General features: G+C 68.2%; 19 protein-coding genes. 3 read left to right on the forward strand and 16 right to left on the reverse strand.

Going from position 1 to position 22,279, the window contains the following annotated elements:
* Positions 1 to 74 precede the first annotated feature (74 nt).
* From mltG to JQN66_RS08885, 7 genes are all read right to left on the reverse strand, one after another.
* The gene (gene mltG / locus JQN66_RS08855) at positions 75 to 1,469 is read right to left on the reverse strand and encodes an endolytic transglycosylase MltG (protein ID WP_204677426.1); all 1,395 of its coding nucleotides are present in this window, start codon (positions 1,467 to 1,469) and stop codon (positions 75 to 77) included.
* Between the two features lie 45 nt (positions 1,470 to 1,514).
* Entirely contained in the window at positions 1,515 to 1,988 is a 474-nt protein-coding gene (ruvX, locus tag JQN66_RS08860) for a Holliday junction resolvase RuvX (RefSeq protein ID WP_204677427.1), read from the reverse strand.
* Entirely contained in the window at positions 1,981 to 4,671 is a 2,691-nt protein-coding gene (gene alaS / locus JQN66_RS08865; protein WP_204677428.1) for an alanine--tRNA ligase, read from the reverse strand. The genes ruvX and alaS overlap by 8 nt, the downstream gene beginning before the upstream one ends.
* A gap of 19 nt (positions 4,672 to 4,690) precedes the next feature.
* The gene (locus tag JQN66_RS08870; protein WP_047119185.1) at positions 4,691 to 4,900 is read right to left on the reverse strand and encodes a hypothetical protein; all 210 of its coding nucleotides are present in this window, start codon (positions 4,898 to 4,900) and stop codon (positions 4,691 to 4,693) included.
* A gap of 39 nt (positions 4,901 to 4,939) precedes the next feature.
* Positions 4,940 to 5,311, reverse strand: coding sequence for a DUF948 domain-containing protein (locus tag JQN66_RS08875; RefSeq protein WP_188948292.1), 372 nt, complete (start codon positions 5,309 to 5,311; stop codon positions 4,940 to 4,942).
* 122 nt (positions 5,312 to 5,433) lie between these two features.
* Positions 5,434 to 6,057, reverse strand: a complete 624-nt coding sequence (rpsD, locus tag JQN66_RS08880; RefSeq protein WP_188948293.1) for a 30S ribosomal protein S4 — start codon at positions 6,055 to 6,057, stop codon at positions 5,434 to 5,436.
* 203 nt (positions 6,058 to 6,260) lie between these two features.
* Positions 6,261 to 7,649 (reverse strand): replication-associated recombination protein A, encoded by a 1,389-nt coding sequence (locus JQN66_RS08885; RefSeq protein WP_239464180.1) that lies wholly within the window; start codon positions 7,647 to 7,649, stop codon positions 6,261 to 6,263.
* Between the two features lie 77 nt (positions 7,650 to 7,726).
* Between JQN66_RS08885 and dtd the strand changes: the two genes are divergently transcribed.
* Positions 7,727 to 8,164, forward strand: coding sequence for a D-aminoacyl-tRNA deacylase (gene dtd, locus JQN66_RS08890; RefSeq protein ID WP_204677429.1), 438 nt, complete (start codon positions 7,727 to 7,729; stop codon positions 8,162 to 8,164).
* On the opposite strand, the gene JQN66_RS08895 is transcribed toward dtd, so the two are convergent.
* The 4 genes from JQN66_RS08895 to hisS all read right to left on the reverse strand — a co-directional run bounded on the left by JQN66_RS08895 (position 8,161) and on the right by hisS (position 13,073).
* Complete coding sequence (locus JQN66_RS08895) at positions 8,161 to 8,493, reverse strand: PadR family transcriptional regulator (RefSeq protein WP_204677430.1); 333 nt, start codon at positions 8,491 to 8,493, stop codon at positions 8,161 to 8,163. The two genes, dtd and JQN66_RS08895, sit on opposite strands and share 4 nt — an antisense overlap.
* Positions 8,494 to 8,525: 32 nt before the next feature.
* Positions 8,526 to 9,677, reverse strand: coding sequence for a hypothetical protein (locus JQN66_RS08900; RefSeq protein ID WP_204677431.1), 1,152 nt, complete (start codon positions 9,675 to 9,677; stop codon positions 8,526 to 8,528).
* Positions 9,678 to 9,854: 177 nt separating this feature from the next.
* Positions 9,855 to 11,663 (reverse strand): aspartate--tRNA ligase, encoded by a 1,809-nt coding sequence (aspS, locus tag JQN66_RS08905; RefSeq protein ID WP_204677432.1) that lies wholly within the window; start codon positions 11,661 to 11,663, stop codon positions 9,855 to 9,857.
* Positions 11,664 to 11,750: 87 nt separating this feature from the next.
* The gene (hisS, locus tag JQN66_RS08910; RefSeq protein ID WP_204674383.1) at positions 11,751 to 13,073 is read right to left on the reverse strand and encodes a histidine--tRNA ligase; all 1,323 of its coding nucleotides are present in this window, start codon (positions 13,071 to 13,073) and stop codon (positions 11,751 to 11,753) included.
* Between the two features lie 181 nt (positions 13,074 to 13,254).
* On the opposite strand from hisS, the gene JQN66_RS08915 reads away from it, so the two are divergent.
* Positions 13,255 to 14,613: a DUF349 domain-containing protein gene (locus tag JQN66_RS08915; protein ID WP_204674385.1), complete on the forward strand. Its 1,359-nt coding sequence runs from the start codon at positions 13,255 to 13,257 to the stop codon at positions 14,611 to 14,613.
* A 59-nt stretch (positions 14,614 to 14,672) separates the two neighbouring features.
* On the forward strand, positions 14,673 to 15,317 hold the full coding sequence (locus tag JQN66_RS08920) for a hypothetical protein (RefSeq protein ID WP_204674387.1): 645 nt from the start codon (positions 14,673 to 14,675) through the stop codon (positions 15,315 to 15,317).
* 7 nt (positions 15,318 to 15,324) lie between these two features.
* On the opposite strand, the gene JQN66_RS08925 is transcribed toward JQN66_RS08920, so the two are convergent.
* From JQN66_RS08925 to ruvB, 5 genes are all read right to left on the reverse strand, one after another.
* Positions 15,325 to 17,592: a RelA/SpoT family protein gene (locus JQN66_RS08925; RefSeq protein ID WP_204674389.1), complete on the reverse strand. Its 2,268-nt coding sequence runs from the start codon at positions 17,590 to 17,592 to the stop codon at positions 15,325 to 15,327.
* 272 nt (positions 17,593 to 17,864) lie between these two features.
* Positions 17,865 to 18,839 carry a protein translocase subunit SecF gene (gene secF / locus JQN66_RS08930; protein ID WP_204674391.1) on the reverse strand — a complete coding sequence of 325 codons (975 nt, stop codon included), beginning with the start codon at positions 18,837 to 18,839 and terminating at the stop codon, positions 17,865 to 17,867.
* The gene (secD, locus tag JQN66_RS08935; protein ID WP_204674393.1) at positions 18,832 to 20,568 is read right to left on the reverse strand and encodes a protein translocase subunit SecD; all 1,737 of its coding nucleotides are present in this window, start codon (positions 20,566 to 20,568) and stop codon (positions 18,832 to 18,834) included. Before secD ends, secF begins: the two co-directional genes overlap by 8 nt.
* 55 nt (positions 20,569 to 20,623) lie before the next feature.
* The gene (yajC, locus tag JQN66_RS08940) at positions 20,624 to 21,037 is read right to left on the reverse strand and encodes a preprotein translocase subunit YajC (protein WP_204674396.1); all 414 of its coding nucleotides are present in this window, start codon (positions 21,035 to 21,037) and stop codon (positions 20,624 to 20,626) included.
* Between the two features lie 185 nt (positions 21,038 to 21,222).
* The gene (gene ruvB, locus JQN66_RS08945) at positions 21,223 to 22,272 is read right to left on the reverse strand and encodes a Holliday junction branch migration DNA helicase RuvB (protein WP_188948305.1); all 1,050 of its coding nucleotides are present in this window, start codon (positions 22,270 to 22,272) and stop codon (positions 21,223 to 21,225) included.
* Positions 22,273 to 22,279 lie beyond the last annotated feature (7 nt).

The raw sequence follows: 22,279 nt of genomic DNA on the forward strand, positions 1-22,279 counted from the left end.
GGAATGCCTGGAACTTTCTGCCCCGCCCTCCGGCTGCGCGCAGGCGCGGCGGGACGCGGGACCGCTTGGAATGGCTACTGGCAGACGTCGGAGTTCTGCGCGCACCAGGCGCGGAATTCCGCCTGGTTCTGCTGGTGCTCCGGGTAGGTGGCGGCGAACTTCGTTTCGCCGGTCTGCGTATTGACCGTGACCCAGTAGTAGTAGTTGTTTTGCGCGGGGTTCACCGCGGCCTTGATCGCGTCGTCGCTGGGCGAGCCGATGGGGGTGGGCGGCAGGCCCGGGTGCACGTAGGTGTTGTACGCGTTGGACGCATCCGCGCGCTCCTGCGCGCTGAACTGCAAGCTGTAGCGGTCCAGCCCGTAGATGACCGCGGAGTCCACCTGCAGCAGCCCGCGGGTCTCGGTGTTGTCCTTGTGCAGGCGGTTCTCGATCGCGCCGGCGACGGCGGCGTAGTCGTTCGGGGTGGCTTCGGCCTGCATGATCGAGGCGATCTTCAGCGCACGGTAGCCGCGGGCGAGGTCGTCCTCGCCGGCGGCCTTCAGCGACTTCTTGGTCGCGTCGACCAGCGTCTGCAGCACCCTGTGCGCGCTGGTGTCCAGCGCGAAGCGGTATTCTCCCGGGTGCAGCCAGCCTTCGAGGTTCTCCACCCCGGCGGGCAGGCCGAACTTCGCGGGCTGCTCGGCGAGCTTGGCCAGCTCGGAGAGCTGGAGTCCCGAGCCCTTGGCGATCTCCTCCAGGGCCGCCGGCATCCGCAGGTTCGCCTTCAGCGCCACGTAGAAGACCTTGTCGGGCTTGTTGTTGATGAGCTCGATGGCGGCGTCCGCGGCGCGCATCTGCTTCTTGAGCAGGTAGTTGCCCGGGTGGATGACCTTGCTGGCGGCGGTGGATTCCTCCACGGCCCGGGCGAAGAGCTTGTCGTCGGAGACCACGTCCAGCTCCTCGAGCTTGCGCGAGATCACCTGCACGCCCCAGCCGTCCTGGACCGTGAACTCCACTGCTTCCCCGCCGGGGCCCGGATAGTCGTCGGGATTGAACTGCTTGAGCACGGACTTCACGGTGAGCACCGAACCGGCGACGACCAGGGCGAACACCAGCACCACGGCGAGCATCACGAGGTTGCGGCGGCGTTTGGTGCGCCGGCGGCGCTGTTTCTTGCCGTCCTCGCCCGGCAGCTGATCCGCCGGCGGAACGAGGTCGTCGGCGGGAGCCGGCTGCGCCTGGGCCTGCGGATCTCCCGGGGCGGGGACGGCGGCGGGAATGTACTCGGGGTCCGGCTGCGCCGCGGCGTCGCCGTCGGCGGCCGGGGCGCCGGGATCGACCGGCAGCAGCTGGTAGTAGCCCAGCCCGCTCAGCTCGGGGGCGGAGGGGGCGGCCAGAGGGGTTGGATGCGAGGACGAGCCCGCGGCGAAACGCTCGTACAGCGCCCGTTGGGTGGCGCGCTGCCGTTCGGCGCGGGCTGTCTCTCGCATCAACTCTCTTTTCTCGGGTAGGTCCCGGATCGCCTGGTCAGGGTGCTACTTCAGCACCACGCGGCTTGCCTGCACGCGCACGCCGTTGCGGCGCATGTCCAGCACCTGCTGCAGGATCTCGACGGCGGCGGCCTGGTCGACGACCTCGCGGTGCGAGGCCATCTTCTTGCCCGAAGCATGCAGCGCGCGATGGGCGCTGACGCTGCTCAGCCGCTCGTCAACCAGGAAAACCCCAACCTCGATGCTAGCCGCATTTGCCTCCTCGGCCAAGGCAATGGCGTAGTCACGGGCCATTTTGGTGGATTCGGTCACGTTCCCGGACAGGGCCTTGGGTTCGCCGATGTAGACCTCGGACGCCCCCCGGTCCACGATCATGCGCAGCAGCAGGCGACGGTCGGAGTTCTTCTTCGCGTCGCGGCGCAGCGTCATCACCGGGGTGGCGAGCAGGCCCGAGGGATCGGACACCGCGACGCCGACGCGGGCCAGGCCCACGTCGACGCCCAGCGCGATGTCAGCCATTGGCCAGCGCCGCGCGGATCGCGTCCAGCGCGTCGTCGATGCGCGAGGCATCCTGTCCGCCGCCCTGGGCCATGTCGTCCTTGCCGCCGCCGCCGCCGCCGAGCACCCCGGTGGCGGTGCGCACCAGCGCGCCGGCCTTGAAGCCGTTGGCGCGGGCCTCCTCATTGGTGACCGCGAGGACCAGCGGGCGCCCGTTGGACACGCCGACCAGCACGATCACCGCGGCCTGCGAACCCAGCTTGCCGCGCAGGTCCAGGGCCATGGTGCGCAGCGCGTCGGCCGAGTCGACCGCCCCGGCGTTGTGCGCCAGCAGGCGGGTGGCGCCGATGGTCACGACGTTGTCCAGCAGCTGCGCCGACTGCGCGAGCATTGCGGCGCTCTTCAGCTCCGCGATCTGCTTCTCCGCGGCCTTCAGCTTGGCCACGGTCTCGTTCACGCGCTCGGAGACCTGGTTGCCCGGCACGCGGAACAGGCCCGAGAGCTCGGAGACCAGGGCGCGCTCGGCGGCGCCGTGGCGGAAGGCCTCCATGCCCACCAGCGCCTCGACGCGGCGGTTGCCCGAGCCCACGGAGGCCTCGGAGAGCAGGGTCAGCTGGCCGATGCGGGCGGTGGTGTCCACATGGGTGCCGCCGCACAGCTCGCGCGACCAGGCGCCGTTCATCTCCACAACGCGCACGTTGTTGGAGTACTTCTCGCCGAACAGGCTCATCGCGCCCAGCTTCTTCGCCTCGGCCAGCGCCATCTCGTTGGTGACGACCTGGTGGTTGGCGGCGATCGCCAGGTTCACGACCTCCTCCATCTCGCTGCGCGCGGCCGCGGACAGGGCCTCGGCCCAGGAGAAGTCGAAGCGCAGGTAGCCTGCCTTGTTGAAGGAACCGGCCTGGGTGGCGGTGTCCCCCAGCAGCTCGCGCAGCGCGGCGTGCACCAGGTGGGTGGCCGAGTGGGCCTGCTCGCCGGAATGGCGGCGGATCGCGTCGACCTGGGTGCGCACCAGCGCCTCGGCGGGCAGTTCGCCCTCGCGCACGATGACCTTGTGCACGTTCAGGCCCTTGACCGGGGCCTGCACGTCGGTCACCTCCAGCACGAAGCCGTCGCCGGTGATCAGGCCGACGTCGCCGGCCTGTCCGCCGGCCTCGGCGTAGAACGGGGTCTCCTCCAGCACCAGGTCGATTTCCTGGCCCTGCTCGGCGAACGGCACCACGGCGCCGTCGCGGATGATGCCGCGGATCTTCGACTCGCCGGCCAGGGTGTCGTAGCCGGTGAAGTGCACGTGGCCGGCCTCGGCCAGCGCGGTGTACACCGACAGGTCCGCGTGGCCGGACTTCTTGGCCTTCGCGTCCTTCTGCGCGCGGGTGCGCTGCTCGTTCATCAGCTCGCGGAAGCGCGCCTCGTCCACGGCCAGGCCCGCCTCGGAGGCGATCTCCAGGGTCAGGTCGATTGGGAAGCCGTAGGTGTCGTGCAGCGCGAACGCGTCGTCGCCGGAGAGGTTGTGGCCCTCTGCCTTGGCATGGGTCAGCGCCTCGTCCAGGCGGGTGGTGCCCGAGGCGATGGTGCGGCGGAAGGCGCGCTCCTCGGCGTAGGCGATGCGGGCGATGCGCTCGAAGTCCTCCGCGACGATCGGGTACACGCCCTTCATGGCGTCGCGGGAGACCGGCAGCAGCTCCGGAAGCACCTCGGTGTCCACGCCCATCAGGCGCATGGCGCGCACGGCGCGGCGGATCAGGCGGCGCAGCACGTAGCCGCGGCCTTCGTTGCCCGGGGTGACGCCGTCGGAGATCAGCATCAGCGAGGAGCGGATGTGGTCGGCGATCATGCGCAGGCGCACGTCGTTGGCGTGGTTCGGGTCTTCCGGGTCCTCGGTGGAGGTGTAGGTGATCGCGGCGAGTTCCGCGGCCTTGTCCAGCACCGGACGGACCTGGTCGGTCTCGTACATGTTCTCGACGCCCTGCAGGATCATCGCCAGGCGCTCCAGGCCCAGGCCGGTGTCGATGTTGCGCTTGGGCAGCTCGCCGGCGACATCGAAATCGGTCTTCGAACGCACCGCGGAGAGCTGGTACTGCATGAACACGAGGTTCCAGATCTCGATGTAGCGGGTCTCGTCGACGGCCGGGCCACCCTCCTGGCCGTACTGGGCGCCGCGGTCGTAGTAGATCTCCGAGCAGGGGCCGCCGGGGCCGGGCTGGCCGGTGTTCCAGTAGTTGTCTTCCTTGCCGGTGCCGACGACGCGCTCGCGCGGCAGCCCGATCTCCTCTTCCCAGATGCGGCGGGCTTCGAGGTCCTTCTCCTCGCCGTCCTCGTAGACGGTGACCCACAGGCGGTCCTTGTCCAGGCCGTAGCCGCCCTCCTCGATGCTGCTGGTCAGCAGCTCCCAGGCGAAGTGGATGGCGTCCTTCTTGAAGTAGTCGCCGAAGGAGAAGTTGCCGCACATCTGGAAGAAGGTGCCGTGGCGCACGGTCTTGCCGACTTCCTCGATGTCACCGGTGCGGATGCACTTCTGCACCGAGGTGGCGCGGGTGTACGGCGGCTCTTCGCGCGCGGTCAGGTAAGGGATGAACGGGACCATGCCGGCCACCGTGAACAGCAAGGACGGATCGGCCGAGACCAGCGAGGCGCTGGGCACGGCGGTGTGGCCCTTGGAGACGAAAAAGTCGACCCATCGACGGGCAATTTCCTGCGTTTTCATCGTGTTACGGATGATCCCTTCATTTAGCTGAGTCCACGCCGAGGGCGGAACGTAATTCTTCTTCGCGGGCGTGCATTGCGGTGCTGAATGCCTGTGCGATCTCCGAGACGCGGTCGGCGTACTTGCCGACCTGGCGGTTCAGGGCCGCCCCGGAGGAAACTTCGGTGTATTTTTTGGACGCCAGCACGCCAATGCCGACGCCGATCGAAACCCACAAGAGCTTTTTCATTCTAGTCTCCTTGCCTGAGAGGCAGTTGGTCGTCTGCGGCTACCGGCTGCGGCGGGCCTTGCCCGAGGGCTTGGAGTTCATCGCGGCCTTGACGCCCTCGGTGAAGGCGGCGACCTTGATCAGCGGCTTGCCGACGGTGGCGGCGACCAGGGAGGACAGCGCCGAGACGTTGGCGGTGGCGTCGGAGACGTTGGAAGTGATCGTGTCGACCTTCTTGAGCTGGTCGTTCGTGGTCGCGACGGTGTTGGTGACCTCGCCGATCAGCGGGGTGGTCCCGTCGGCCAGGTCCTTGATCGAGTTGCGCAGCTCGTCGAACACCTTGCCCAGCTTGATGATCGGCACCGCGAGGATTGCCACCAATATGACAAACGCTCCGGCGGCGATGAGCCCTGCGATATCCGAACCCGACATGTGCTTCCTCTTCTGCTTGGGTTTTTGCTGCCAGTCCACCTTATCGAAGTGTGGGCCGCAACGGGTAGTTAAGCGGATGGCCCGCAACCGGAAACCGGTTGCGGGCCATCAAACGCACGGGTTTAGCGTGCGTAGTACTCGACCACGAGGTTCTCTTCGCAGGTCACCGGGATCTCTGCACGCTCAGGAGCGCGCAGGAAGGTAGCCTGGAGGGATTCCAGCTTGACGTCCAGGTAGGCAGGAACGGCTGGCAGCACCTGTGCGTGCTCGCCGGCTGCGGCCATCTGGAACGGAACCATCTTCTCGCTCTTCTCGTGAACGTGGATCAGCTGACCCGGCTTCACCTTGAAGGACGGACGGTCCACGCGCTGGCCGTCGACCAGGATGTGGCGGTGCACAACCAGCTGGCGGGCCTGCTGGATGGTGCGGGCGAAGCCGGCACGCAGAACGAGGGCATCCAGGCGGGACTCGAGCAGAGCCAGCAGGTTACCGCCGGTCTCACCGCCCAGGCGCTTGGCTTCCTTGAAGGCGTTCAGCATCTGTACTTCGCGGATGCCGTACTGGGCGCGCAGGCGCTGCTTCTCGCGCAGACGCACTGCGTAGTCGCTGTCCTGCTTCTTGCGGGCGCGGCCATGCTGACCTGGACCGTACGGACGACGCTCCATGTACTTTTCAGCTTTGGGAGTCAGGGCAAGGCCGAGGGCGCGCGAGAGGCGCACGGTACGGCGGGCACGGGCGTTAGCCATAAGTGTGTCCTTTTCATTTAAGCGACGGAGTCTACTGGCCTCCCGGACGGAGAGTGCTTGGGCGTCGCGTCCCGATGAAGCACTGCAACCGCACGCGCCCCGGTCACCCGTGGCGCAGGCGGCTTGCCAGCCAAGGAACAAGTTTACACGAATCAGCCCGCGGCCGCGGTGAGGCCTGCCCCACATGCGCGGGCGGCTGGACTTCAGCGTTTGCGGCGCGGATCCTTGGCGCGGATGATCTCGCGCAGCCGGGTCAGCCGGGCGCCGATGGTCTTCTCCGCCCCGTTGGCGGTGGGCGTGTAGTAGTTCGTGCCGAGCAGGTCGTCGGGCAGGTACTGCTGGGCGGCGATCGAATGCGGGGCGTCGTGCGCGTAGATGTAGCCGGTGCCGTGGCCCAGCGACTTGGCCCCGGGATAGTGGGCGTCGCGCAGGTGGTCGGGCACCAGCGAGCCGCGGCCCTGGTCCACGTCGGCCAGCGCGGCGTTGATCGCGTTGTAGGAGGCGTTGGACTTCGGGGCGGTGGCCAGGTGCACGGTGGCCTGGCCGAGCATGATGCGCGCCTCGGGCATGCCGGTCAGCGCCACGGACTGCGCGGCGGCCACGGCCAGCGGCAGGGCGGTGGGGTCGGCCATGCCCACGTCCTCGCTGGCGGAGATCATCAGGCGGCGGGCGATGAAGCGCGGGTCCTCCCCCGCGGCGAGCATGCGCGCCAGGTAGTGCAGGGCCGCGTCCACGTCCGAGCCGCGGATCGACTTGATGAACGCCGAGATGATGTCGTAGTGCTGGTCGCCGTCCTTGTCGTAGCGTTGCACTGCCGCATCCATGGCCAGGTGCACGTGCCCGGCCTCGATCGCCACGGGCGGCTTCACGCCCTTGCCGGCCGCGTTCCAGGCCACCGCTCCGGCGGCCTCCAGCACGGTCAGCACGCGGCGCGCGTCGCCCTGGGCCAGCCGGACGATCGCCTCGCGCTGCTCCGCCTCCAGGGTGACCTGGCCGTCGAAGCCGCGCTCGTCGGCGAGGGCGCGGTCCACCAGCTGCGCCAGGTCCGCGTCGGTGAGCGGGCGCAGGGTGAGCAGCAGCGATCGCGAAAGCAGCGGGGAGATGACGGAGAAGGACGGGTTCTCCGTGGTGGCGGCGACGAGCACCACCACGCGGTTTTCCACCCCGGGCAGCAGGGCGTCCTGCTGGGCCTTGTTGAAGCGGTGGATCTCGTCGAGGAACAGCACCGTGGTGACCCCGCGCAGGTCGCGGTCGTCCTTGGCCTGCTCGATGACCCGGCGCACGTCCTTGACCCCGGCGGTGATCGCGGAGAGCTCGACGAACTTGCGGTCGGTGGCGCGGGCGATCACGTGGGCGATGGTGGTTTTGCCGATCCCCGGGGGTCCGTAGAGGATCACGCTGGCGGGCCCCGCCGGGCCGGTTTCCGGGTGCTCGGCCAGCTGGCGCAGCGGCGAGCCGGGGCCGAGCAGGTGCTGCTGGCCGACCAGCTCGTCCAGGGTGCGCGGGCGCATGCGCACCGCCAGCGGCGGCCGCGGCCGGTTCACGGGCGCTGACCCGGGTTCCTCGTTGAGTGCATCGAACAAATCGCTCACCCCTCCAGCCTAGCGATACTCTGGAAGCTGCGCCCGCACGCCGGGCGCCGCCACCCCGCCGCTTTGGAAAGGATCACATGCGCGCCGTCATCCAGGTCGCTTCCACCGCCCACGTCGAGGTCGACGATGAGATCGTCGGCCGCCTGCCCGCCCCGGGGCTGGTGGTCCTGCTGGGGGTGACCCACGAGGACGACGAGGCGACCGCGCGCAAGGTCGCCAAGAAGATCTGGCGCCTGCGCATCCTGGCAGACGAGGCCAGCGCCGAATCGACCAACGCGCCGCTGCTGGTGATCAGCCAGTTCACGCTGTACGCCGCGGTGCGCAAGGGCCGGCGCCCGTCGTGGTCGGCCGCCGCGCCGGGAGCGGTGAGCGAGCCGCTGTACGAGTACTTCGTCGGCTGCCTGCGCGAGCTCGGGGCGCATGTGGAAACCGGGCGCTTCGGGGAAATGATGAACGTCTCGCTGGTGAACTCCGGGCCGATGACGATCATCGTGGATTCGGCCGACCTGCCCTAGCTTGCCGAGGCGCCGCGCACGATGCCGCTGAACGCGGCGAAGGCCAGCGACTGGTGCGCCAGCTCGCTGCGCCCCGCGCCGCTCAGCTCGTAGACCTTGCGCCCAGGTCCGCCCTGCCCCTGCTCCCAGGACGTGGACACCAGGCCGTCGGCCTCCAGCTTGGCCAGCGCGGGATACAGCGTCGCGCCCTTGAGCGGGTCGAGCCCGCGGGCCGCCAGCGCCTTGGCCAGCGCGTAGCCGTGGGCGGGGCCGCGGCGCAGCTGCGCAAGCAGCAGCAGGGGCAGCACCGAACGCTGCCAGGCGGCCGGGAACTTCGGCTCCTCAGGCACAGCGCACCACCTTGTAGAGCGATGTACAAGAACTAGCTGTTGTCATATCGGGCCAGCACCGCCTCAGCGCGGCGTTGGCGCTGTTCAAGCTTCGCGCAGACCTCTTCCCGGCGCTGCGCCGGGCGCAGGCGCCAGCAGGCGGTCAACAGCAGCAGGAACCACATGACGGCCAGGGCCACGCGCCACGGCGAGGGCCCCTGCTCGATCAGCGGCGAGAGGACCGAGACCCCGTAGTAGGCCACCAGCGCGAGGAACGCCAGGCGGCCGAGCCACCAGCGGCGCACGACGGCTCCCGGGTTGGAACCGCCCAGGCTCATGGCGAATTCGGCGGGAGTGCCGAACTGCTCGGCGGGATGCCGCGCGCCGGTCTGCAGGCAGTGCTCGCGGACCTCTGCCAGTTGCCGCGCGGCCTCGGAGCGGGAGAAGCCGTAGCGCCCGCGCAGCAGCATCTGCGTGCGGGCCAGCCATTGCCCGCTGTCCATCGCCGGCGCCGCGGCGCCGGCGGGTTCCGCGGGGCTTTCGGGGTCAGCGGCGCCGGATATCGGGTGGATGCAGATCCAGGCCAGGACCAGCAGCAGTGCGCCGCCGAGCGGACCTGCGGCGTTAGGCAGCGGCACCTCGCCGACGAGCAGGACCAGCGGCAGGCCGGCGCCGGTGGAGGCCGCGGTGCCCAGCACGGCGACGAGCCAGGCGCGATGCAGCCGGCCGCAGGTGTACAGGTACCACCCGAAGCTCAGGGACAGGGCCGATCCGGCCGCCGTGCACAGGGCGCCCAGCTGCCACCCGTCCCAGGACCGCGCCAGCCAGCCGTCGCTGGCCGCGGTCCACACCCCGAAACCCAGAAGCAGCAGCCCCAGCGTCAGCAGGAATCCCATCAGCAGCACCGGCCCGCTGTCCACGGGCTGCTCCTGGCGGGCCAGCTGCTCCGGGGACATGACCTCGGCGGCCTTCTCGACGCCGCAGCGCCACGGGTCCCCCAGCAGCTGCTCGACCGGTTCGTCGCTGTCGCAGATGACGTCCAGCTGCTCGCGCAGCAGGCCCACGCATTGGCGCTGGCCCAGCCCTGCCCAGAGCAGCGAGGCAGGGAAGGTCTCGGCCCAGTTGCGGTCGCCCACCGGGTAGCGCGCGAACAGCGCGCCGGCGGGATCGCCAGCGGCGCCGGCGTGGCGGCGGTTCTCGGGCATCGGGCTCCTCGGGGTCGGCTAGGTGGATTTCCAACCTAGTGCACATTCCGGCTCAGGCCAAGCGCCGGGCGGCAGGCGGCAGGCGTGGAAAACGGCGCAGGGCCGGCGCGCCACCCCGTGCGGGATGGAGCGCCGGCCCTGCGGTCGGCGTAGCGCTGGGCCGTGCGGCGCAGCTGGCTACTTGGCTTCGGCCGGAGCCTCGGCCTTCGCGTCGGCGTCGGCCTTCTTCTTCTCGGGCTTGAAGTCGATGCCGGCCTCCTTGCGCTGCTGCGCGGTGATCGGCGCCGGAGCCTGGGTCAGCGGGTCGAAGCCGCCGCCGGTCTTCGGGAAGGCGATGACGTCGCGGATGGACTCCGAACCGGTGAGCAGCTGCAGCACGCGGTCCCAGCCCAGGGCGATGCCGCCATGCGGCGGGGCGCCGTACTTGAAGCCCTCCAGCAGGAAGCCGAACTGGGTCTGTGCCTGCTCCTCGGTGACGCCCATCAGCTTGAAGACGCGCTCCTGCACGTCGCGCTGGTGGATACGGATCGAGCCGCCGCCGATTTCGTTGCCGTTGCAGACGATGTCGTACGCGTAGGACAGGGCCGAGGCAGGGTCGGTGTCGAAGGTGTCCAGGAACTCGGGCTTCGGGCTGGTGAACGCGTGGTGCACCGCGGTCCAGGCGCCGGCGCCCACTGCCACGTCGCCCGAGGCGACGGCGGCGGAGGCCGGTTCGAACATCGGAGCGTCGACGACCCATACGAAGGCCCAGTCGCCGTCCTTGATCAGGCCGGTGCGGTGGCCGATCTCCACGCGGACCGAGCCGAGCAGGGCGCGGGATTCGGCCTTATCGCCGGCGGAGAAGAAGATGCAGTCGCCGGGCTTCGCGCCGGTGGCCGCGGCCAGGCCGGCCTTCTCCGTCTCGGAGAGGTTCTTGGCCACCGGGCCGGCGAGCTCGCCGTCCTCCTTGAGCAGCACGTAGGCCAGGCCCTTCGCGCCGCGCTGCTTGGCGAATTCCTGCCAGGCATCCAGGGTGCGGCGCGGCTGCGAGGCGCCGCCGGGCATGACCACGGCGCCGACGTAGGCCGACTGGAACACCTTGAAGGAGGTGTTCGCGAAGTACTCGGTCATTTCCGTCAGCTCGAGGCCGAAGCGCAGGTCCGGCTTGTCGCTGCCGTACTTCTCCATGGCCTCGGCGTAGGTCATGCGGCGGATCGGGGTCGGGATCTCGACGTCGATCAGCGACCAGATGGCCTTGACCAGCTTCTCGCCCAGGGCGATGATGTCGTCTTCCTCGACGAACGAGGCCTCGATGTCCAGCTGGGTGAACTCGGGCTGGCGGTCGGCGCGGAAGTCCTCGTCGCGGTAGCAGCGGGCGATCTGGTAGTACTTCTCGAAGCCGCCGACCTGCAGCAGCTGCTTGAACAGCTGCGGGGACTGCGGCAGCGCGTACCAGCTGCCGGGGGTCAGGCGGGCCGGAACCACGAAGTCGCGGGCGCCTTCCGGGGTGGAGCGGGTGAGCGTCGGGGTCTCGATCTCCACGAAGCCCTGCTCGTGCAGCAGGTTGCGGGCCACGCGGTTGACCTCTGAGCGCAGGCGCAGGTTGCGGGTCGGGGTCGGACGGCGCAGGTCCAGGTAGCGGTGGCGCAGGCGCGCCTCCTCGCCGACCTCGACGTGCTCATCAACCTGGAACGGCAGCGGCGCGGCGGTGTTCAGCACGATCACCTCGTCGGCGATCACCTCGATTTCGCCGGTGGGCAGGTTCGGGTTCTCGTTGCCCTCCGGGCGGCGCTCGACGGTGCCCTTGATCTGCAGCACGAACTCATTGCGCAGCGGGTGGAAGTCCTCCTCGTCGCGCACCACGACCTGGGCCACGCCCGAGGCGTCGCGCAGGTCCAGGAACGCCACTCCACCGTGGTCACGGCGGCGGGCGACCCAGCCGGTGAGGGTGACCTGCTGTCCAATGTGCTCGGCGTTTAGCACGCCCAGCTGATGAGTGCGTAGCACTACGATCCTTTCGGTCGATTCGACAAAGTGCGAAGTTCTTCTTCGCAAGAGTTTAGTGCACCCGGTGCGGGCGCAGGCGGCCGGGGCCTAGCCGACGGTGTTGTGCAGGTCCTGCGCCGGCGGGGCCCAGGAGGCCGGATCGGCGGCGAGCTGTTCGCCCGAGCGGATGTCCTTGACCTCGTGGCTGCCGTCGGCGTGGGTGAACCAGACGAACGGAATCCCGCGGCGATCTGCGTACTTGATCTGCTTGCCGAACTTCTCCGCGCTGGAGGCCACCTCGCAGGCGATCCCCCGGGCGCGCAGCGCGGCGGCGACGTCCTGCGCCTCGTGCCAGGAGTCCTCGTTGGCCAGCGTGACATATACCACCGAGGGCACCGAGCGGGCCGCGGTGACGGTTTCCTCCGCCAGGATGCGGGAGACCAGGCGGGTGACGCCGATGGACAGTCCCACGCCCGGGTAGGTCTTCTTGCCCTTGGAGGCCAGCGACTCGTAGCGTCCGCCGGAGCAGATCGAGCCCAGCGACTCGTGGCCGACCAGCACGGTTTCGTAGACGGTGCCGGTGTAGTAGTCCAGGCCGCGGGCGATGGACAAATCCGCCATCACCTTGCCCGGGGCGCGCCGGGAGGCCGCGGCGATGACCTGGGCGAGCTCGTCCAGGCCGGTGTCCAGCAGCTCGTGCTGCACGCCCAGGGCGCGGACCTGCTCGACGAAGGAGGTGTCCATGGTGCGGATCTTGGCCAGCGCGAGCGCGGCGTCGGCCTGCTCGCGGGTGGCGCCGACCTCTTCCATGAGGATCTTGGCCACGGCGTCGTCGCCGATCTTCTCCAGCTTGTCGATGGCGCGCAGCACCGCGTCAGGGTCCTCAAGCCCCAGGCCGCGGTAGAAGCCCTCGGCGAGCTTGCGGTTGTTCACGCGCAGGCGGAAGTCGCCGATCGGCAGGGCGGACAGCGCGTCGGCAATGGTCAGCGCCAGCTCCACGTCGTAGCTGAAGGGCAGGGTGCCTTCGCCGACGACGTCGATGTCCGCCTGGGTGAATTCGCGGAAGCGGCCGTCCTGCGGGCGTTCGCCGCGCCAGACCTTCTGCATCTGGTAGCGGCGGAAGGGGAAGGCCAGGTGCCCGGCGTTCTCCACCACGTAGCGGGCGAAGGGCACGGTCAAGTCGAAGTGCAGGGCCAGCGCGTTCGGGTCGTTCTTCTCGTCCTCGGCGGCCAGCCGGCTCAGGCCGTAGACCTCCTTGTCGATCTCGCCCTTGCGCAGCAGCTGCGCCCTGGTTTCCACGGCGCGGGTCTCGATGTTCGCGAAGCCGTGCAGCTCGAAGGTGCGGCGCAAGGTGTCCAGCACATGCTGTTCGACGACCCGTTCGGCTGGAAGCCATTCGGGGAAACCTGATAGGGAGGCCTTGCGTGCCATGAAACTCCTCGGTGCAAATTGCTGTAGGCAAAAACTGTGCGCAAACCGCCGTGCGAACGCGCCACCTACCCATCTTATAGCGCCAACACGAAGAAACCTGCGCACGTCGGCTTACTAAGAAGCGGAGGTCACAGGTAGAGTTGGCTGAGCAAGTACAGCGCAAAGTGAAAGAGTTTCAGCGGTGACCACCAGTCAGCAATCCGACGACAGCCAGAAGACCCCCCTGCCGCAGGCCGTAAAGCCTGCCGCGAAGCCGGTCGTAGCCCAGCCAGTCGTGCATTCCACGCCCCTTGACGAGGCAGCCAAATTTGCCCGTGTCGCCGAGGATGGCCACGTTTTCGTCATCATCGATGGCGCCGAGCACCCGGTCGGCCAGTACCCGGACGCGACCGCCGAGGAGGCCCTGGCGTACTTCGTGCGCAAATATGACGACGTTTTCTCCCAGCTGATGCTGCTGGAGCAGCGCGTGGTCGCCAAGGCCCCGGCCGGCGAGATGGGCAAGACCATCGACGCGCTGGCCGCCGCCGTGGCCGAACGCCACATGGTCGGGGACATCGCGCTGCTGGAATCGCGCCTGGAAACCGTGCGCGTCGCCGTGCAGGAGCTGTCCGCGGCCCAGCGCCAGGCCAACGAGGCCGCCCGCGCCGAGCAGCTCGCCGTGCGCGAGGGCATCGTCGAGCAGGCCGAGGCCATGGCCGCCAAGCGCCCCGAGCAGATCCAGTGGAAGACCGCCTCGGCGGCCATGAACGAGCTGTTCGAAAATTGGAAGGCCACCCAGCGTTCCTCCGTGCGCCTGCCGCGCGCCACCGAAGACGCCCTGTGGAAGCGCTTCCGCGCCGCCCGCACGACCTTCGACCGCCACCGCCGCGCCTACTTCTCGCAGTTGGATTCCACCAACGCCGCGGCGAAGTCCGTCAAGGAGGAGCTGATCGCGCGCGCCGAGGCGCTGCAGGATTCCACCGACTGGGCCGCCACCGCCGCCGAGTACCGCAAGCTCATGGACGAGTGGAAGAAGTCGCGCCGTGCCTCGCGCAAGGACGACGACCAGCTCTGGGGCCGCTTCCGTGCCGCCCAGGACGTGTTCTTCCAGGCCCGCGCCGAGGCCAACGCCGCCGTGGACGCCGAATTCGCCGCCAACCTGGTGGTGAAGGAAGCGCTGCTGGAGGAAGCCCGCGCGCTGCTGCCGATCAACGACCTGGCCGCCGCCAAGGCCAAGCTGGATTCGATCCGCTCCCGCTGGGAGGAAGCCGGCAAGGTGCCGCGCGCCGACCTGCAGCGCATCGAGTCCGCGCTGCGCCAGGTCGAGGATGCGGTGAAGGGCGCCGAGGAGGAGCAATGGCGCCGGTCGAACCCGGAGACCAAGGCCCGTTCGAACTCCATGCTCTCGCAGCTGCAGGAGACCATCGCCGCGCTGGAGGCCGACCTGGCCGCCGCGCAGGCCAAGGGCAACGCCAAGCAGATCGCGTCGGCCCAGGAAGCCCTGGATGCCCGCCGCATGTGGCTGAGCACCCTGGAGAAGTCGGCCGCCGACTTCGAGTAATAATCCACAGTTCGTCCGAACACCGCCAACGCGGCGGCGTGACCTGCTTCAGTAGCCTCATGGAGAATCTACATTCCACGGCTGCTGGACGGTGCGCCGCCGCGTTGCGCATTCCAGAGGATCTGCTGATTGCCGGCGAGCTGTTCAGCCGCAATGAACTCGGTGCCATGGCGGGGCGCGGACTGGTGCGCGAGGCGATGGGCAACTGCTTCGTGCCCATGTTCTTCAGGTACGACGCCGGGGTGCGGGCGCGGATCGCCGCGTTCGTCTCCGGGCGGCAGCTGCAGCGCCACGACGTGATCTGCCGCGAGACCGCTGCCTGGGTGCACGGGCTGCTGCCCTACACCTTCGCGCTGCGAATCAATTCGCCCGGCTACCGGCGGCCCTACCGGCCGGGCAACGGGCTGCAGGTCAGCTTCTCGCAGCTGCAGCTGGCCGAGGAGGAGATCATCTTCCGCCAGCGGGTGAAGGTCACCAGCCTGCTGCGCACGGTCTGCGACTGCGCCGCCTACGATCCGCTGCCCACCGCCACCCGGGTGCTGGCGGAAGTGGTGCGGCTTGAGGACGACTTCCTTCGCCTAGACGCGGTGGCGGGCCGGCTGGCGCAGTATCCCCCGCAGCCCGAGGTCTCCCGCGCGCTGCGGCTGGTCGAGTCCTTCGCGCCCGAGGGCCGGCTGGACCCGGGCCGCCCGGCCGCCGCCTAGCCGGCCGCTAGCGGCGGGAACCTGCAGTGGTGCGGTACACGTCGTACACCCCGTCGATCCGCCGCACCTGGTTCAGCACGTGGCTCAGGAACTTCGGGTCGCCCATCTCGAAGGAGAAGCGGGAGATCGCCACCCGCTCCCTGCTGGTCTGCACCGAGGCGGAGAGGATGTTCAGGTGGTTCTCGGAGAGGATCCGGGTCACGTCGGAGAGCAGCGACTTGCGGTCCAGCGCCTCGACCTGGATTTCCACCAGGAAGACGCCGTTGTGCTTCGAGGCCCAGGAGACGTTCACGATGCGGTCGGGCTCCCCGGCCAGCTGGGCCAGGTTCAGGCAGTCGGTGCGGTGCACGGAGACGCCCGCGCCGCGGGTGACGAAGCCCTGGATCTCATCCGGCGGCACCGGGGTGCAGCAGCGGGCCAGCTTGACGAGCACGTCGCCCACGCCTTCCACGATCACGCCGGCGTCGTTTCCGGTGCGCTTCGAGGGGGTGGCGACCTTGACGACGGCTTCCTCGTCGACCTGCTCGGCCTCCGGGGGGCCGATGAGGGCGGTGAGGTGCTCGATGACGTTCTGCGCGCTGGTGTGCCCGTCGCCGACCGACTGGTAGAGCGCCGAGATGTCCGAGTGGTGCAACTCGCCGGCCACCGCGGAGAGCAGGTCGTGGGTCATCAGCTTCTGCAGCGGCAGCTGGTTGCGGCGCAGCTCCTTGGTGAGCAGCTCCTTGCCCTTCTCGATGGCTTCCTCGCGGCGTTCCTTGGAGAAGTAGCCGCGGATCTTGGCCTTGGCGCGCGGGGACTTGACGAAGTTCTGCCAGTCCTGGGACGGGCCGGCGCCCTCGGCCTTGGAGGTGAAGACCTCCACCACGTCGCCCTGCTTGAGCTCGGTGTGCAGCGGGACCAGCTTGCCGTTCACCCGGGAGCCGATGGTGCGGTGCCCGACATCGGTGTGGATGGAATAGGCGAAGTCCACCGGGGTGGAGCCCACCGGCAGCGACATGATGTCGCCCTTCGGGGTGAAGACGTACACCTCGGCGGAGCTGATGGTGTAGCGCAGCCCGTCCAGGAACTCCTCGGAGTCCTCGGTGTCGGCCTGCCATTCCATCAGGGAGCGCAGCCAGTCCATGTTCTGCTCCGGGGAGAGCATGGAGTTCGCGTTCTGCCCGTGCTTGTACTGGAAGTGCGCGGCGACGCCGTACTCGGCGCGCACGTGCATGTCGTGGGTGCGGATCTGGATTTCCACCGGCTTGCCCTCGGGGCCCATCACGGTAGTGTGCAGCGACTGGTACAGGTTCAGCTTCGGGATCGCGATGTAGTCCTTGAAGCGGTTGGGCAGCGGGTTCCACTGCGCGTGCACCACGCCCAGGGCGCCGTAGCAGTCCTTGACGTTGTCCACCAGGATGCGCACGCCCATGAGGTCGTGGATGTCGTCGAAGTCCTTGCCGCGCACGATCATCTTCTGGTAGATCGAGTAGTAGTGCTTCGGGCGGCCGGAGACCGCGGCGTGGATCGCCACCTCCCCCAGGTCCCTGTCCAGGGTCTGGCGGATATTGGCCAGGTACTTTTCGCGTTCGGGGGTGCGGTCCCCCACCATGCGCACGATCTCCTGGTAGACCAGCGGGTGCAGCGCGGCGAAGGACAGGTCCTCCAGCTCCCACTTGACCGTGTTCATGCCCAGCCGGTGCGCCAGCGGAGCGAAGATCTCCAGGGTTTCCTTGGCCTTGCGCGAGCTGGACTCGGGCGAGACGTAGCGCCAGGTGCGGGCGTTGTGCAGGCGGTCGGCCAGCTTGATCAGCAGCACGCGGATGTCGCGCGACATCGCCACCACCATCTTGCGCACGGTTTCGGCCGGGGCGGCGTCGCCGTAGGTGACCTTGTCCAGCTTCGTGACGCCGTCCACCAGCATCGCGATTTCCTCGGAGAACTCCTTCTTGACCGACTCCAGCGAGTACTCGGTGTCCTCCACGGTGTCGTGCAGCAGTGCGGCGGCCAGGATCGAGCCGGTCATGCCCATCTCGGCGAGGATCGTCGCCACGGCCACCGGATGCGTGATGTAGGGGTCACCGCTCTTGCGCTTCTGCCCCTCGTGGTACTTCTCCGCGACCTCGTAGGCGTGGACCAGCAGGTCCAGGTCCGCCTTGGGGTGCTTGGACTTCACGGTGCGCAGCAGCGGTTCCAGCGTCGGCGAGGTGCCCGGGGTGCTGCCGCGGCCGGCGAAGCGCACCAAACGTGAGATCGAGCGTCGTTTCGCATTGTTCAGGTTAGGCGTGTTGGCCATGCCCCGCTCCTTCCACGTTGCACCGGTCAAACAGAGACGGCGCCGTGCACGGCGAGGGAATCGCCAGGTGCCGACGCCACTGCCTGCGTTCGGTCGAGATCCGTGCCGCCGCGGGGGTTACCGCGGCTTCCAGTAAAAACACGTTCTCCAGTTTATTCGTTATAGCACGTGAACCCGGTGTCCACGAATTCCACGGCGTCACGGGTTAAGAAAATCGGCACCCGCCACACAGGTGGCGGGTGCCGATTCGCATCGGGCTCGAGGCCGGCGGGCTAGGCCGCGGCGGCTTCCAGCTTCTTCGTGTGCGCGACGACCTCAGGGTCGTTGCGGCGCAGCCACGCGTACAGCGGGGCCTGGATGAAGATCGTGGACAGCGTGCCCACGATGATGCCGACGAACAGCGCCAGCGACAGGTCCTTGAGCGTACCGGCCCCCAGCAGGTAGGAGCCGATGAACAGGATCGCGGCGACCGGCAGGACCGCGACCACGGAGGTGTTGATCGAGCGGACCAGGGTCTGGTTGACCGCCAGGTTCACCTGCTGTTCGAAGGTGCGCTCATTGCGCTTGGAGAAGTCCTTCGTGTTCTCGCGGATCTTGTCGAACACCACGACGGTGTCGTACAGCGAGTAGCTCAGGATCGTCAGGAAGCCGATGATCGCGCTCGGGGTGATCTCGAAACCGGTGAGCGAGTAGATGCCCCCGGTCACGACGATCACCGTGAACAGGCCGATGAGGGCTGCCAGCGACATCTTCCAGGTGCGGAAGTAGGCGGCCATCAGCAGGCCCACGAGCAGCACGAACACCAGCAGGCCGACCAGGGCCTGGCGGGAGACGTCCTGCCCCCAGGTCGGGCCGATGAAGTTGCTGGTGACCTCGTTGGCGCTCACGCCGTAGCCGGCGGCCAGGTCCTTGGCGATGGCCAGGGTCTGGTCGTCGGAGAGCAGCTCGGTCTGGATACGCATGGTGCCAGGGGCGATGTTGGTGACGGTCGCCACGGCCTCCGGCGCGACGGCCTTGACGGCCTGCTCGCCGATGCCCTGCTCGGTGTGGGTGGTGTTGGAGACGGTGAACTCCGAGCCGCCGCGGAAGTCGATGCCCAGGTTGAAGCCGCCCTTGACGACGGGCAGCAGGATCGACAACACGACCAGTACTGCCGCGATGCTGAACCAGAGGCGGTGCTTGGAGGTGAACGGGTAGGAGCGTTTGCCCGTGTAGAGCTCGTTGCCCCACGTGACCAGCTTATTCATTGTTCTCCTCCTGCGCCTTGTCCTTCGCGGTCTTCGCCCCGGCCGGGGCGGAGTTCGCTTCGGCGCGGCGGCGTTCGGCGATGGTCATGCGCTTGGCTGCCTCAACGCCCGCCTTCTGGTTCTTCTTCCCGCGGTTCGCTTCCACGTTGTCGGTGAAGCGGCGGATCTGGCCCGCGCCCTTGTACAGCGGTTCGGCGCCCAGCAGCGAGGGATCCAGGCCGGAGAAGCGGTGGCCCTCGGCGAAGAACTTCGTGCGGGCCAGCAGCACCAGCGTCGGGTGGGTCATGCCGTACACGACCACGAGGTCGATGACGGCGGTCAGGCCCAGGGTGAAGGCGAAGCCTCGCACGTTGCCCACGGCCACGATGTACAGCACCACGGCCGCCAGCACGTTGACTGCCTTGGAGGCCAGGATGGTGCGCTCGGCGCGCTTCCAGCCGACCGCCACGGCGCTGGCCAGCGGGCGTCCGTCGCGCAGCTCGTCGCGCACGCGTTCGAAGTACACGATGAACGAGTCCGCGATCAGGCCGATGGCAACGATCAGGCCGGCCACGCCGGCCAGCGACAGCCGGTAGTTCATGCCCCAGCCCAGCAGCACCAGCGCCAGGTAGGTCAGCACGCCGGAGGCCAGCAGCGACGCGATGGTCACGAAGCCCAGCGCGCGGTACTGGAAGATCGAGTAGATGAACACCGCGATCAGGCCGATGATGCCGGCGATCAGGCCGGCCTTGAGCTGGTCGGCGCCCAGGGTGGCCGATACCTGCTGCTCGGACTGGATGTCGAAGCTGATCGGCAGGGCGCCGTACTTCAGCTGCTCGGCCAGCGCCTGACTGGTCTCCTGGGTGAAGCCGCCGGAAATCTGCGGGCGGCCGTCGGAGATCACGGCGTTGGTGGTCGGAGCGGAGATGGTGTTGCCGTCGAGCACGATGGCGAACTGGTTGCGCGAACCTGTCAGCGAGATCAACCGCTGGGTGGTGTCGGCGAAAGTCTTGGTGCCCTCGGAGTTGAACTCGATGACCACTACCCATTCGCCGGTGACCGAGCCGTTCACGCCGCGCGCCAGCTGGGCGTAGGCGTCGGAAATCTGGTCGCCGGGAATCTCCTGCGGGCCGAGGATGTACTTCACGCCCATGCGTTCATCGCACGAGATCATCGGTTTGGCCGGATCATGGGTGGTGGTGCTGGATTCCTTCAGCTCGGTCGGGCAGTCGTAGGCCTCGAACTGCTTGTAAAGCTCCGGGGTGATCCAGTTGGTGTCCGACGGATTCTCCGGCTTGCCGGTCGGCTTGGGCAGGTCCTTGGCAGGGGTGAGGTCGGCCTCGGGGGTCGCCGTGTAGGCTCCGGTGATCAGCACCGGGCGGAACTCCATGTTCGCCGAGGCCTGGATCAGGTCGCGGGTCTCCTGGGTCGGGACGCCCGGCATCGAAACGACGACGTTGCGCCCGGACTGGGTGGTGATCTCCGATTCGGTCACGCCGGCGCCGTCAACGCGCTGGCGGATGATCTCCACCGCCTGGTCCAGTTGTTCCTGGCTGATCGCCTGGTCGCCCTGGACACGCGGGGCCAGGATCATCTGGGTGCCGCCTTCCAGGTCCAGCGCGAGCTTCGGTGCGAAGCTCGTCTTGCCGCTGAGTACGCCGCCCACCAGCACGCCGGAGGCGATGAGGAAGACCACCAGCAGCCACAGCAAGGCTTTGCGTGCCTGCTTCACAGGTCTAATTGATGACATCTAATGTGCTTTCTCGTCTAGGCGGACCAGGGCGGGCCGCCGCGATTCTGCCTGGTTAGGCGTTGCGCTCGTCCTTGCCTTCGTCGTTCAGGCGACGAAGGGACTCCTCCGGGGTTTCCGCGGTGGTCGACGGGGCATCGGCCTCGGTTACGGCAGGGGCCGCCGCAGCGGCGTCGCTGTCCAGGAAGGTGGAGATGGCCTGGCGGTGCAGGGTCAGCACCACGCCGTTGGCGACCTCGACCTGCACGCGGTCCTCGGCGTCGATACCGACGACGGTGCCGAAGATGCCGGAGTTGGTCATGACCTTCGCGCCCGGGACGGTGTTGTCCTTCAGCTTCGCCTGCTGGGCTGCCTGCTTCTTGCGCCCGCGGAACATCATGAAGATCAGCACTGCGAACAGTGCGATCATCAGGATCATCGAGGGGTTGAAGCCGCCGCCGGCGGCCTGGGCGATCACCAGAGAGTTCACGTAAATTACCTGCTAACGATTCGTTGCGAATGCTGAAAATTCCGGATGCTGCAGGCGTCGGCGACGCGCAGAACAGCAAAGACGCCCCACCCAGACCCGGTTAAGGGCATAGGTCAGGCGTCTTTAGTCTAATGGGTGAGCGACTACTGGCGAACCATTTAAGCGTCCGGTGAAGTTATGCTGATCTAATCCTCATCGTTTTCATAGCTTTGCGCACTGGCGAAAATTGCGTCCTTGGGCATGGCAATCCCCAAATGCTTCCAGGCGCTGGGCATCGCGATGCGCCCGCGCGGGGTGCGCCCCATCAGGCCCTCGCGCACCAGGTACGGCTCGGCGACGGTTTCCACCGTCTCGGTTTCCTCGCCGACGGCGATGGCCAGGGTGGACAGGCCCACCGGTCCCCCGCCGAACTTCAGGCACAGCGCCTCGAGCACCGAGCGGTCGAGCCGGTCCAGCCCCTTCGAATCCACCTCGTACATGTCCAGTGCGGCGGCCGCGGACTGCGCGTCGATCTCCTCGAGCTTGTGCACCAGGGCCCAGTCGCGGACGCGGCGCAGCAGGCGGTTGGCGATACGCGGGGTGCCGCGGGAGCGTCCGGCGATTTCCGAGAAGGCCGCCGAGGTGACGCGAAGGTCAAGCATCATGGCCGAGCGGCGCAGCACCAGCTCGAGCTCCTCGACGGTGTAGAACTCCAGGTGGCCGGTGAAGCCGAAGCGGTCGCGCAGCGGACCCGGCAGCAGGCCTGCGCGGGTGGTGGCGCCGACCAGGGTGAACGGCGGCAGATCCAGCGGGATCGCGGTGGCCCCGGCGCCCTTGCCCACCACGATGTCGACGCGGAAGTCTTCCATCGCCATGTAGAGCATTTCCTCTGCCGGACGCGACATGCGGTGGATCTCGTCCAGAAACAGCACCTCGCCCTCGGTCAACGACGACAGGATTGCGGCCAGGTCGCCGGCATGCTGGATGGCGGGTCCCGACGAAATGCGCAGCGGGGCGTTCATCTCCGCGGCGATGATCATCGACAGGGTGGTTTTGCCCAGCCCCGGAGGGCCGGAGAGCAACACGTGGTCGGCGCTGCGTTCGCGGATCTTGGCCGCTTCGAGCACCAGGGAGAGCTGCTGGCGCACGCGGGACTGGCCCACGAAGTCGTCCAGGTTGCGAGGACGCAGCGCGGCTTCCAGCACATGCTCCTCGGGTTCGCTTCCGGCGTGGGTCAGCGGTTTGGAATCAGACACGGGATCA

It is taken from the genome of Glutamicibacter protophormiae, from assembly GCF_016894325.1.
Classification (GTDB): domain Bacteria; phylum Actinomycetota; class Actinomycetes; order Actinomycetales; family Micrococcaceae; genus Glutamicibacter; species Glutamicibacter protophormiae.